We start from the raw sequence: 12,498 nt of genomic DNA on the forward strand, positions 1-12,498 counted from the left end.
TCACGCCCGGCGAGCCACGCCTGACGCAAGCATACCGATGAAAAGCCCAAAATCATATCCGCTTTGTCTTTTCGAGTCAAACACTTAAGCTCGTACCAGCGCGGCCTCCGCGCAACGTCGTACGTCCCGCCCTTTTAGCCGTTGATCGCCCATGCCAGACTCCCCACAAAGCCCGCCACGCGTCATTCTGGCGTCGAGTTCGCCCTATCGACGCGAGTTGCTTGAACGCCTTCGCATTCCATTCGACGTTGCGGTGCCCGCGATCGACGAAACCGCGCACGCCGGCGAAGCGCCCGACGCCACCGCTTTGCGGCTCGCCGAGGCGAAGGCTCGAGCGGTTGGCAGCGCGCTTCCCGCCGACGAAGCCGTCCTCGTAATCGGCTCCGACCAGGTCGCCACTTACGACGGCCTGCAAATCGGCAAGCCGGGAACTCACGACAAGGCGCTCGCACAATTGCAAGCAATGCGCGGCCGCGAGGTGCTGTTTCATAGTGCGCTGTGTCTTTTCGACAGCCGCTCGCGAACCGCCCAGAGCGTCGACGTGATCACCCGCGTGCGATTCCGCGAACTGCCGGACGCAGCGCTCGAAGCCTATCTTCTGGCCGAAACGCCGTACGACGTCGCCGGCAGCGCCAAGTCCGAAGGGCTCGGCATTGCGCTGCTCGAAGCCATCCATTCCGACGATCCGACTGCACTCGTCGGCCTGCCGCTGATTGCGCTCTCGGACATGCTGCTGACGGCGGGTTATCCGTTATTGGGGGCGCAATGAGCGGCACGCTTTATCTGATTCCCAATACGCTAGGCGAAGGTGATGCCGACGCGCTCGACGCCGTCCTGCCGGCCCCGGTGCGAGCCCGCGCCGCGGCGCTTCGGTACTACATCGGCGAAAACGCCAAGACCACACGAGCATTTCTGAAGAAGGTAGGCACCGAGCAGCCCATCCAGGAAATCGAGATCCGCGAACTGAACGTCAACACGCCGGCCGGCGAGATCGACAAACTGCTTGCACCGGTTCTGGTCGGCATGGACGCCGGCCTCGTATCCGAAGCGGGTTGCCCTGCGGTAGCCGATCCGGGCGCGCTGCTGGTGCGGCGGGCGCATGAACGCGGAGTCAAGGTCGTGCCGTTCGTAGGGCCGAGCTCGATCCTGCTTGCGCTAATGGCTTCCGGGCTCAACGGCCAAAGTTTTGCTTTCCACGGCTATTTGCCGGTCGACGCGACCGAACGGGCCAAACGCCTGCGCGAGCTCGAACTGACATCGCGCAAAGGCAAGCAGACGCAGATCTTCATTGAAACGCCGTATCGCAACCGCGCACTGCTGGACACCTTGCTGGCAACCTGCGCGCCGTCGACACTGGTTTGTGTCGCTGTGGATCTGACGCTGCAAACGGAAACGATCCGCAGCCACACGGTGGCCGACTGGAAGAAGAAACCGGCACTCGATCTGCATAAGCGGCCGGCGATTTTTCTGATACTGGCCGCTTGAACGAATCGGCCTCCCAGCCACTTCGATGCAAAAAAGCCCCGCCCGGTCCGAACGACCGCGCGGGGCTTTTGCGACAGGAGCGCCTCGATCCGATCAGCGCAAATTGAGCTTGCCGCCCAGCGCCATCGCGTGCACGGCGCCATTGCCGACGGCCGCGCCGAATTTGCGCGCGACGCGGTCGGTGATGCTTTCTTTGACCGTGTAGTCGACGATCTCCGGCGCCTTGATGATCTCGCGCGCCACATAGTTGGCGTCGCCAAAACCATCCGCGAGACCCAGTTCGACGCTCTTCTGACCGGTCCAGAAAAGCCCGGAGAACATATCGGGCGTTTCGTGAAGGCGTTTGCCGCGACCCTGGCGAACCGCGTCGATAAATTGCCCGTGAATCTGGTCGAGCATTTCTTGCGCATGCTCATCCATCTTCGGCGTTTCGGGCGAAAACGGGTCGTAAAAGCCCTTATTCTCGCCAGATGTATGCAGGCGGCGCTGGATGCCCAGCTTGTCCATGAGACCGGTGAAACCGAAGCTATCCATCAGCACCCCAATCGAGCCCACGATGCTCGCCTTGTCGACATAGATCTTGTCGCCGGCAGCGGCAGCGTAGTAACCGCCCGACGCACACATGTCGCCCACGACGACGTAGAGCGGAATTGACGGATGTTTGGCACGCAATCGACGAATTTGGTCATAAATGATTCCCGCCTGCACGGGACTGCCACCCGGGCTGTTGCAGCGAAGAATCACCCCGGCCGTGCCCGCGTCGCCAAACGCACTTTCGAGCGCCGCGCCAACATCTTCGGCGTTTGCGTTCGTATCTGCGGAGATTTCGCCGTCAAGCGCGATCAATGCCGTATGACGGCCCGTAGCCGCCAGCTTGTCGCCGGAAAATATGAACACCGCCCAGATCACCAGTCCCAGCAAGACAAGAAACAGCAGACGGAAGAAGATTTTCCAGCGGCGAGCGGCACGCTGTTCGTTGATTGCAGCAAGCGCGATGCGCTCGAGCGCCGCGCGTTCCCAGCCGGTCTCGTCGGCGGAGACGCGGCTATGGCCACTCATAGCCGGTTCTTTCGTTTCAGGCGTCAAATTATCGGACATGCGTGCAGTGGAATTTTCGAGGAAGACAGATCAAAACGCGGATCAGGACGCGGCGGGTTGCAACTCGCCGTCGGGAAGCCAGAAGACAGCGCGGCCCTCGGGCGTATCGCGCTCGTCTACTTTCAGCGCCCGCAGCCTGCCGCCGCGGCACGGACCGCCTACGCATTTGCCGGTATCCGGCGCGTAAATCGCCCCATGTGTGGCGCACATCAAGTATAAACCGGACGATTCGAAGAACTGACCCTCCGCCCAATCCAGTTCCATCGGAACGTGAGCGCAACGGTTCAGATAACCGTGAGCACGACCCTCGTAGCGCACGAAAAACACCACGACTTCATCGGCACCGATTCTGGCGGCACGCCGCACGCCCATTCCGCCGTCCACGAGTTCCCCGGATGCGCACACCCGAACCGCCTGAACGGTAGCCTCGCCCCCGCCCTCGCTCACGCCGGTGCTCATGCGTTCTCCCTCAACCAGGACGACAGCGCGCCCACGCTGGAGGCGACATATTTCGGCGACAGCGCGCTCAACGACCCGGCCGGATGCGCGCCGTAAGTCACGCCGACACCGGCGACGCCAGCGTTGATCGCCATCTGCAGATCATGGGTCGTGTCACCGACCATCACCGTGCGCACCGGGTCCTGCCCCAGTTCGCGCGTCAATTCGTGCAACATGGCCGGATGCGGCTTGGAAAACGTCTCATCCGCGCAGCGGGTGCCGTCGAACAGGCTGGTCAGCCGCACCTGATCGAGCGCGCGGTTGAGTCCAACGCGACTTTTACCCGTCGCCACCGCCAGCAGATAGCCCTGATCCCGCAACTCCTGCAGCATTTCGCGCACGCCGACGAACAACTCGGTGGTCTGATCTTTCACGAGATAGTGGAACCGGTAGCGCTCGGCGAGCCGTGGGTAGTCGCTCGGATCGAGCGTGGGCGCCGCGATTTGCAGCGCGTCGCGCAAGCCGAGGCCGATCACATAGCTCGCGGCTTCGTCCGCTGGAACCGGCAGACCGAGATCACGGCACGCTGCCTGGATACTGCGCGTGATGTGCGCGGTGGAATCCATCAGCGTTCCGTCCCAGTCGAACACGATCAGGTCAAATTGCTCTCTAGCCATGCGGTGCCGTCTCCGGGTGTGACCCATTTCGTAATTCGTTGAGCTGCGCGATGAAATTGCGGCATTCGGCCGGCAACGGCGCCTCCAGTTGCAGCGGCGCGCCAGTTGCCGGATGCGTCAGCTTCAGCCGGTAAGCGTGCAGGAACATGCGCTTGAGCCCGGGTTTGGCATTCGCGCGAGCCAGCGCCTTGTTCAGCGCGAAGTCGCCGTATTTGGCATCGCCGACGATCGGCAGTTCCAGATGCTGCAAATGAACGCGGATCTGATGCGTGCGGCCCGTCTTCAACTCTGCTTCGAGCAATGCGTAGTCGGGCCAGCGGTCGATCAGATTGAAGACCGTGTGCGACGCCAGACCGTCGGCCTGCACGCGCACGCGCCGCTCGCCGTCCGCGGTCAGGTATTTGTGCAGCGGCTCTTTGACGGCGCGGCGACGCCCCCAGTCGCTCGCCCATTCGCCATGAACGCACGCATAGTAGCGCTTATCCATCCTGTTCTCGCGAATCTGGTCGTGAAGATTCACGAGCGCCGAACGCTTCTTGGCGAGCATCAGGATGCCGGAGGTCTCGCGATCCAGCCGATGCACCAGTTCGAGGAATTTCGCCTGCGGCCGCGCCTCGCGCATCTGCTCGATCACGCCGAACGCGACGCCGCTGCCGCCGTGCACCGCGACACCCGCCGGTTTGTCGATGACGAGCAGGTGTTCGTCTTCGAAAATGGTCCGGAACTCAGCGCTGGGCACCGGCGCGTGCGCCACCGCCTCGTTGGGTTGCGCGACCCGGATGGGCGGCACGCGCACGAGATCGCCGAGTTCGAGCCGATACTGCGCGTCGATCCGGCCCTTGTTCACACGCACTTCCCCGCTGCGCAGGATGCGATAAATGTGGCTCTTGGGGACGCCTTTACAGACTCGCAACAGAAAGTTGTCGATGCGCTGTCCGGCCGCGCTGTCGTCGATCTCGATCACTGAGACCTGATCGCTCGCGACCGCGCTTGTCACCGATTTCTGGGATATTTTGCCTAACTCTTTCATTCTGAATATAATTTGCCCAGCAGTCTGCGGCGGCCGGCGCAGTGTCCGGAATTCGGGCGGATTGCGCAGGTGCAAGCGTAAATCGTTATTTTACTTGTGCCGGGGTCTGGTTGCTCACCCTGAAAATGAGATGCAACAAGTTGCACGCACGAAGTCAGCACCCGGCAGGGACGGCGCCCACAGGCGCGTTCGGTCAAGGTCGGCTTCGACGGTAACGGAATTTTGGTAAAAAAGAATTTAACTCTCAGCTTCGGTATCGGGCGTCTTACGTCCTGCTGTACGAAGCTGCGAGTTGCGAAAATACGGCGTGCGCCCATGGCGTCTTGTAGAAAGTACAAGACTTGGCGACGTCAAAATGAGGCGAGACACCCCCAGCAGGAAAAGACGCGCCGCTTGCGCGAACTTCCCGTTGCGGCACGACCGCAGCCTTCGACCCTCCGGTCACGCGCCCAGTTGGCGCACCGGCGAGAGGGGACGAAAGGCTTATGAAGGTCTGCCGGCAGAACCCGCGGCGTGTCGGGTCGTTATTTGAAGCCGTGTTCGCATGTGCCCTGCGGCACCGCGCTCCTTCTTTATGGAGCCGGGCCCTCTCAGGCAATTCTCCCGCCATTTTTCCCGCTCCAGCGTGCTTGTGAAAACACAATAAGGCGCGGCATGCCGCTGCCCGCTTCGCGCTCGCGACTGACAACCGCGAAGGCGAAGCGCGCCGGCCGAGCCGCACTGGAGCCGTTCCATGAAACGCATGTTGTTCAATGCGACGCAGCAGGAAGAACTGCGCGTTGCCATCGTCGATGGGCAAAAACTCATCGACATCGACATCGAAACCGCCGGGCGCGAACAGCGCAAAGGCAATATTTACAAGGGCATCATTACCCGCATCGAGCCGTCGCTCGAAGCCTGTTTCGTCAACTACGGCGAAGACCGCCACGGTTTCCTACCGTTCAAGGAAGTCGCCCGCCAGTATTTCCGCGACGGCGTCGACATGCGCTCCGCGCGCATTCAGGACGCGTTGAAGGAAGGTCAGGAACTGATCGTCCAGGTCGAAAAGGAAGAGCGCGGCAATAAGGGCGCAGCCCTCACCACCTTCATCTCCCTCGCCGGCCGCTATCTCGTTCTGATGCCGAACAACCCGCGCGGCGGCGGCGTGTCGCGCCGGATCGAAGGCGACGACCGCCAGGAACTGCGCGAAACCATGGCGCAGCTGCAGTTGCCGGAAGGCATGAGCATCATCGCGCGCACGGCCGGCATTGGCCGCAGCGCCGAAGAGCTGCAGTGGGACCTGAACTACCTGATGCAACTGTGGCGCGCGATCGAAGCGGCGTCGCAAAGCGGTTCGAGCGGCCAGCCGATGCTGATCTATCTCGAATCGAGCCTCGTGATTCGCGCGATCCGCGACTATTTCCAGCCGGACATCGGCGAAATTCTGATCGACACCACCGAGATTCATGACCAGGCACGCGCCTTCATGGACATCGTGATGCCGGACAATGTCAGCAAGGTGAAGCGCTACCACGACGACGTGCCGCTCTTCTCCCGCTTCCAGATCGAACATCAGATCGAAACGGCGTACTCGCGCACGGTTCCGCTGCCGTCGGGCGGCGCGATCGTGATCGACCACACTGAAGCACTCGTTGCAATCGACGTGAACTCGGCCCGCGCCACGAAGGGCGCAGACATCGAGGAAACGGCCGCGCGCACCAACCTCGAAGCCGCCGACGAAGTCGCGCGCCAGTTGCGCCTGCGCGATCTGGGCGGCCTGATCGTGATCGACTTCATCGACATGGAGTCGGCCAAGAGCCAGCGCGAAGTCGAGCAACGCCTGAAAGACGCCCTCAAACACGACCGTGCGCGCGTCCAGATGGGCAAAATCTCGCGCTTCGGCCTGATGGAGCTGTCGCGTCAGCGTCTGCGTCCGGCCCTGTCGGAAGGCAGCCACGTGACGTGCCCGCGCTGTAACGGCACGGGCCACATCCGCGATACCGAATCGTCCGCGCTGCAAGTGCTGCGGATCATTCAGGAAGAAGCCATGAAGGAAAACACCGCGGCGATCCATTGCCAGGTGCCGGTCGAAGTGACCGCCTTCCTGCTGAACGAAAAGCGTTCGGAAATCAACAAGATCGAATCGCGCTTCAAGGTGAACGTCGTGCTGGTGCCGAACAAGCACCTGGATACGCCGCACTACAAGCTGGAACGTCTGCGTCACGACGACGCGCGCCTCGACGAACCGCGCGCTTCGTGGAAGATGGCCGAAGAAGCGGCTCGCGAGCTGGAGTCGGAAACCGGCTACAGCAAGCGCACCGAAGAAGTGAAGCCGAAGCAGGAAGCGGCGGTCAAGGGCATCACGCCCGAGAAGCCGGCTCCGAGCGCGCCGGTTCGACCGGTCGCAGCGCCGGCGCCCGTCGCTGTTACGCAGGCGAGCGGCGGCTTCATCGGCTGGCTGAAGAATCTGTTCGGCATGCAGCCGGCGGCGCCGGCGCCCGTTGCGCCTGCGGCTACCGAAAAACCCGCCCGTCCGCAACAGCGTGGCGAGCGTTCGGAGCGCGGTGAGCGCACCGGCGAACGCGGCGGCGATCGCAACCGTAATCGTCGCAGTGGCGCGGGTGGTCGCGATGCGGCAGCCCGTGGCGAAGCGACGAACGGCGGCCGTCAAGGCCAGCAGCCTTCGCAGCGTCGCGAGGAACGCGAGCCGCGCGAAGGCCGCGAGGTGCGTGATGCACGCGAAGGCCGTGAGCCGCGTGAACCGCGCGAGGCTCGTGAACCTCGCGGCAACCGCGAAGCGCGTGAAGGCCGTGAACCCCGCGAAGCACGGGAACCGCGCGAAGGGCGTGACAACCGCGAGCGCGACAATCGCGGCGAGCGTGCTGAAACGGCCGAAGGCGCACAGCGTGGCGAGCGTCAGGAACGCGGCGAGCGCCGCGAACGTGGCGAACGCGCTGAGCGCGGCGAGCGCCGCAAGCCGCAGGCAGAAACCGCCGATGCGATGACCCAGGCCGAGGCGCAAACCGCGGAAGAACTGGCACTGGCGCAAAACCAGACGGCCGTTACTGACAACGCTGCGCCGGTCGATCAGGAAGCTGTGGCGCGTGACGGCGAAGAGCGTCGTCGTCGCCGTCGCGGCCGTCGCGGCGGTCGTCGTGAGCGTGAGGAAGACGTGAACGGCAACCTGGCGGCAGACGTCGCCGAAGCGGAAGGCGACAACGTCAACGTCAGCGACGACGCACCGGTGCGCACCGCGCATCAGCCGGTCCAATCGAAGCCCGAAGTGAGCGAAGCCCGGGAAGTGAAGGAAGTGGCGCCGGTGGAAGTCGTAGTTGCCGCCGTTGCAACCGAGACGGCTGTCGTCACGGAGCTCCACGCTGCAACCGAAACGCCGGCACTCGCTGTCGAAAAGGCAGCGAAGACGGAAACGGTCGTGCCGGTCGCCGAAGTGCCGGCTGCTCCGGCTGCCGTCGAACCGGTCGTGCAGGCGCCTGTTGCACAAGCTGTGGCGCCGGTCGAACCGGCGCAGGCTGCACCGGCTGCGGCGGAGACGGTATCGCTCGTGGAACCGGTCGTTCGTGAAGAGGCTGCGGCTGTTGCGCCGGCGGCTGAAGCGCAAGCCGAACAGGCTCACGTCGAACCTGCGGCCGCCGCTCCGGCGGAAGTGATCGCAGCTCCGGCCGCCGAGCCGGCACCGCAACCGCAGATCGTCGAGCAGAAACCGGTCGTGGCAGCAGTCGCACCGGCTGCGGACTCAGCAGCGGTCGAGCCGGCGCCTGTCGCCGCCGCGCCGCAACCGGCCGAAGCGGCCGAAGCCGCCGATGTGGCCGAAGCCACGCAGGCATCGCAAGCGCCGTCGGCACCGCGCGCGTCGTTCAACGGCGGCGTCTCGGCTGAAGCCTTGAAGCCGGTGCTGGAGCAAGCCGGTCTTGTCTGGGTCAATACCGACGCCGACAAGCTGCGCGCAGCACAAGAAGCCGCTGCGCAAACGGTGAAACCGCCGCGCGTGGTGCGTGAGCGCAAGCCGTTGCCGCCGCTCGACTCGGCACCGATGCAGCAAGTGGAAACCGGGAAGCATCCGCAGTAAGCTTGCAACCCGCTTCGAAAAGCCCGCCCTCACCGGCGGGCTTTTTGTTTTTTGCGCATGCGAATCGCATCGCCCTCGCGAACTCCCTACCCTCCCCGTAAACCCCGACAGGGGTTGGCATCGCCCAGCCGTTTAAGGCATTTCCGATAGAATGAAGGAATCGCCTTATCCGTTTGGCACAACGCAAGTCACTCATGTCCCGACGCATCATCCCTGTTGCCGACCTCAGCGCGGCGCCGGTCATTTCCGGCCCGGTGCAGACGCCTAGCGGCGAACTGCACGATACGCTCGCGCGTCCGTTGCGAGACTTGCGCATTTCGGTGACGGACCGTTGCAACTTCCGCTGCGTCTACTGCATGCCGCGCGCCGTGTTCGACAAGGACTATGCATTCCTGCCGCACAGCGCGTTGTTGAGCTTCGAGGAAATCGAGCGGCTCGCGCGGCTCTTCGTCGCGCATGGCGTCGAGAAAATTCGCCTGACGGGCGGCGAGCCGCTGCTGCGCAAGAATCTCGAATTCCTGATCGAACGCCTCGCGCAACTCACTACGCCAGCAGGCCGGCCGCTCGATCTGACGCTCACCACGAATGGCTCGCTGCTCGCCCGGAAGGCGCGCAGCCTCAAGGACGCAGGCCTCACCCGCGTAACCGTCAGCCTCGACGCGCTCGACGACATGCTGTTTCGCCGCATGAACGACGCCGATTTCGCGGTGGCCGACGTGCTCGACGGAATCGCCGCCGCGCACGCCGTCGGCCTCGCGCCGGTGAAGGTCAACATGGTGGTCAAGCGCGGTACGAATGACAGCGAAATCGTGCCGATGGCGCGCCATTTCAAAGGCTCGGGCGCCGTGCTGCGCTTCATCGAATACATGGACGTGGGCACGTCCAACGGTTGGAACATGACCGAAGTGCTGCCGTCGGCGGACGTGATCGCGCGCATCGACGAGCATTTCCCGCTTGCGCCGCTCGAAGCGCACAGTGCAGCCGAGACAGCGCAGCGCTGGGGCTATGCCGACGGCAGCGGCGAAATCGGCGTCATTTCCAGCGTGACGCGCGCATTTTGTGCGAGCTGTACGCGGGCGCGCCTTTCGACCGAGGGCAAGCTGTACCTGTGCCTGTTCGCATCGTCGGGCCACGACCTGCGCGCGTTGCTGCGCAGCGGGGCAAGCGACGCCGAAATCGCAACTGCGGTGGCCGAAATCTGGCAAGGCCGCGGCGACCGCTATTCGCAATTGCGCGGCAGCAACGCGGCCGAAGCACGCGAGCAGGACGCACGGCGCGTCGAAATGTCGTACATCGGCGGCTGATCGCTGGGATGGGTCAAGCCGCGACGCCGACGCGCGAACAGATTACCGGCCTGCTGCTCGCGGGCGGCCGCGGTACACGTATGGGCGGCGCCGACAAAGGCTTCCAGACCTTGCACGGCGAGCCACTCGCCGGTCATGTGCTGAAGCGCCTTGCGCCGCAGACGGGCGCGCTGCTGATCAGCGCCAATCGCCACCCGGACGCTTACGCAGCACTCGGTGCGCCGTTCGGCGCAGAGATTGTCGCCGACACGTTGCCTGAATTCCCAGGGCCATTGGCCGGTTTGCTGGCCGGTCTGCGCACTGCTCGCAGCGAATACCTGCTGAGCGCGCCGTGCGACACGCCCTGGCTCCCCGCCGACCTCGCCGAGCGCCTTGCTCAGGCCCTTGCTGCAAACGCAGCTGACATCGCCACCGTTACAACCGTTGACGCCGACGGAAATCGCTCGCTTCACCCGGTTTTTGCGCTGCTGCGAACCGGTCTCGCCGACGACCTCGCCGCCTACCTGGCCGCCGGCGAGCGGAAGGTGCGCGCGTGGTACGCGCGCCACAAGACCGTGGAAGTCGTCTTTACCGACGAGCATGCGTTTTACAATATCAATTCGTTACAAGAACTCGCCGACCTCGAGCGTGATCGGGGCCCCGGCTGAATCCCGCTCCGCCGCACGGCAAGCGCCACCTAGCCGCCAGCCGCGACGTCCAGCTCTTCATGACCACGCATAACGAATTTTCCCGCTGCGTCGCGCAGTACGATCCTCATGCGCTACCTGTTTCGGCTGCCCAGGCGATTACTCGCCAGTGGGCGACGCCGGTTACGGCCGTCGAACGCGTGGCCTTGCGCGACGCCCTCGACCGCGTGCTGGCCGCAGACATCGTTTCGCCGATCGACGTGCCGTCGCACGTCAATTCCGCAATGGACGGCTATGCGTTCAACGGCGCCGCATTGCGAAGCGGCGCGCAGCCGGTCGAACTGACCGTCGTCGGCAAAGCTTTGGCGGGACATCCGTTTGCTGGCCACGTGGGAGCAGCGCAATGCGTGCGCGTCATGACGGGCGCATGCGTTCCGGAAGGCTGCGACACCGTGGTGCCGCAGGAACTGGTCGAGCGCAATGCCGACTCCGCTTCGATCAGCTTTGCAGCCGACGCGGTCGAGGCCGGCGCAAACCGGCGGCTAGCCGGCGAAGACCTCGCTCGCGGCCACGTTGCGTTACATGCGGGCCGCATTATTCGCGCATCCGACCTCGGCCTGCTGGCTTCGCTCGGCATCGGCGAAATCAATGTTCGGCGGCGCTTGCGCGTCGCATTCTTTTCCACTGGCGACGAACTGCGCTCTCTGGGCGAGCCGCTCGACCCGGGCGCGGTCTACGACAGCAACCGCTACACGCTCTTCGCCATGTTGCGGCGCCTGAACGTGGAAGCGTTGGATCTGGGCGTGATCCGCGACGAACCTGCCGCGCTCGAAGCCGCGCTGCGCAGCGCCGCGGAGAGTGCCGACGTGGTACTGACCTCCGGCGGCGTTTCAGTCGGCGAGGCGGATTTCACAAGGCAGTTGTTGCAGACATTCGGCGACGTCGCGTTCTGGAGCCTCGCCATGCGCCCGGGCCGCCCTCTTGCGTTTGGCCGCGTATGGTCCGGCGAGCGGCCGGGTCTTGGACGACCTGCGTTATTCTTCGGTCTGCCGGGCAATCCGGTCGCCGTGATGGTGACGTTCTATCAGATCGTGCGCGAAGTGCTGTTGCTCATGTCGGGCGCCGCGCCGCAGCCGCTGCCGCTGATTCACGCGGCGAGCGTGCGGCCAATCCGCAAACGCGCCGGACGCACGGAGTTCCAGCGCGGCATAGCTTGCCAGGCCGCGAACGGCCAGTGGCAGGTCACGCCGACAGGCTCGCAAAGCTCCGGCGTATTGAGTTCGATGAGCGAGGCCAATTGTTTCATCGTGCTCGGCCATGAAGAAGGCGACATTGGCGAGGGCGAACGCGTCAGTATCATGCTGTTCCACGGCTTGATCTGACGTATCCGCCTCGCGGCGCTTTCATCCACGGTCATATTCAGCTTTACCCATTACCACTACGACATGCGGGTTTGACTTACATGAAAAAACAGATCTCGTTCATCGCACCGGGACAGACGGCCAAAGCACTTATCCTCGTCTATCTGACGTTCTCTGTGCCGATCGTGTTGCTCGGCGTGCTCGTCGCGTTCGTGCGCTACGGTTCTGTCGAACTAAGCACTGTGTTTAGCGCGCTGCTGTTGAATGCGATTCTTGGCTTCATCCTGCTGTGGATTGCATGCCACGCATACAACTGGGTTGCGTCGCGATTCGGCGGCATCGAAATCCAGTTGACCGACGCACCGGAAGAAGCCTGATGCGTGCCCCGCTCCGCGCCACTGCCGCCGCGCTCG

The 12,498-nt window shown here is 63.9% G+C and carries 11 protein-coding genes; 7 read left to right on the forward strand and 4 right to left on the reverse strand.

Annotation, left to right across the window (positions count from 1 at the left end):
* Positions 1-151: 151 nt before the first annotated feature.
* Complete coding sequence (locus ACTJLB_RS20815; RefSeq protein WP_440784320.1) at positions 152-769, forward strand: Maf-like protein; 618 nt, start codon at positions 152-154, stop codon at positions 767-769.
* Positions 766-1,485 carry an SAM-dependent methyltransferase gene (locus tag ACTJLB_RS20820; RefSeq protein ID WP_440784321.1) on the forward strand — a complete coding sequence of 240 codons (720 nt, stop codon included), beginning with the start codon at positions 766-768 and terminating at the stop codon, positions 1,483-1,485. The genes ACTJLB_RS20815 and ACTJLB_RS20820 overlap by 4 nt, the downstream gene beginning before the upstream one ends.
* 93 nt (positions 1,486-1,578) lie before the next feature.
* Here the strand turns inward: ACTJLB_RS20820 and ACTJLB_RS20825 are convergent, their stop codons facing one another.
* From ACTJLB_RS20825 to ACTJLB_RS20840, 4 genes are read right to left on the reverse strand one after another with little or no spacing between them, the layout of a single operon-like run.
* The gene (locus ACTJLB_RS20825) at positions 1,579-2,583 is read right to left on the reverse strand and encodes a S49 family peptidase (protein WP_440784323.1); all 1,005 of its coding nucleotides are present in this window, start codon (positions 2,581-2,583) and stop codon (positions 1,579-1,581) included.
* A 42-nt stretch (positions 2,584-2,625) separates the two neighbouring features.
* Complete coding sequence (locus ACTJLB_RS20830) at positions 2,626-3,042, reverse strand: Rieske (2Fe-2S) protein (protein ID WP_020069379.1); 417 nt, start codon at positions 3,040-3,042, stop codon at positions 2,626-2,628.
* Positions 3,039-3,698 carry an HAD-IA family hydrolase gene (locus ACTJLB_RS20835; protein WP_020069378.1) on the reverse strand — a complete coding sequence of 220 codons (660 nt, stop codon included), beginning with the start codon at positions 3,696-3,698 and terminating at the stop codon, positions 3,039-3,041. The genes ACTJLB_RS20830 and ACTJLB_RS20835 overlap by 4 nt, the downstream gene beginning before the upstream one ends.
* Positions 3,691-4,728: an RluA family pseudouridine synthase gene (locus ACTJLB_RS20840; RefSeq protein WP_027804850.1), complete on the reverse strand. Its 1,038-nt coding sequence runs from the start codon at positions 4,726-4,728 to the stop codon at positions 3,691-3,693. Before ACTJLB_RS20840 ends, ACTJLB_RS20835 begins: the two co-directional genes overlap by 8 nt.
* A 733-nt stretch (positions 4,729-5,461) precedes the next feature.
* On the opposite strand from ACTJLB_RS20840, the gene ACTJLB_RS20845 reads away from it, so the two are divergent.
* The 5 genes from ACTJLB_RS20845 (at position 5,462) to ACTJLB_RS20865 (ending at position 12,462) form a co-directional block, all read left to right on the forward strand.
* Positions 5,462-8,794, forward strand: a complete 3,333-nt coding sequence (locus ACTJLB_RS20845) for an Rne/Rng family ribonuclease (RefSeq protein WP_440784324.1) — start codon at positions 5,462-5,464, stop codon at positions 8,792-8,794.
* Positions 8,795-8,988: 194 nt separating this feature from the next.
* A complete protein-coding gene (gene moaA / locus ACTJLB_RS20850) occupies positions 8,989-10,098 on the forward strand; it encodes a GTP 3',8-cyclase MoaA (RefSeq protein WP_088173478.1) in 1,110 nt (369 codons plus the stop codon).
* An 8-nt stretch (positions 10,099-10,106) separates the two neighbouring features.
* Positions 10,107-10,745 (forward strand): molybdenum cofactor guanylyltransferase MobA, encoded by a 639-nt coding sequence (mobA, locus tag ACTJLB_RS20855; RefSeq protein ID WP_440784325.1) that lies wholly within the window; start codon positions 10,107-10,109, stop codon positions 10,743-10,745.
* Between the two features lie 59 nt (positions 10,746-10,804).
* Complete coding sequence (gene moeA / locus ACTJLB_RS20860) at positions 10,805-12,106, forward strand: molybdopterin molybdotransferase MoeA (RefSeq protein WP_131320295.1); 1,302 nt, start codon at positions 10,805-10,807, stop codon at positions 12,104-12,106.
* An 80-nt stretch (positions 12,107-12,186) separates the two neighbouring features.
* Positions 12,187-12,462, forward strand: a complete 276-nt coding sequence (locus ACTJLB_RS20865) for a hypothetical protein (protein WP_006053283.1) — start codon at positions 12,187-12,189, stop codon at positions 12,460-12,462.
* The last annotated feature ends 36 nt before the right edge of the window (positions 12,463-12,498 follow it).

Origin of the sequence: Paraburkholderia sp. 22098 (assembly GCF_052045935.1) — a bacterium.
GTDB classification, from domain to species: Bacteria; Pseudomonadota; Gammaproteobacteria; order Burkholderiales; family Burkholderiaceae; genus Paraburkholderia; species Paraburkholderia caledonica.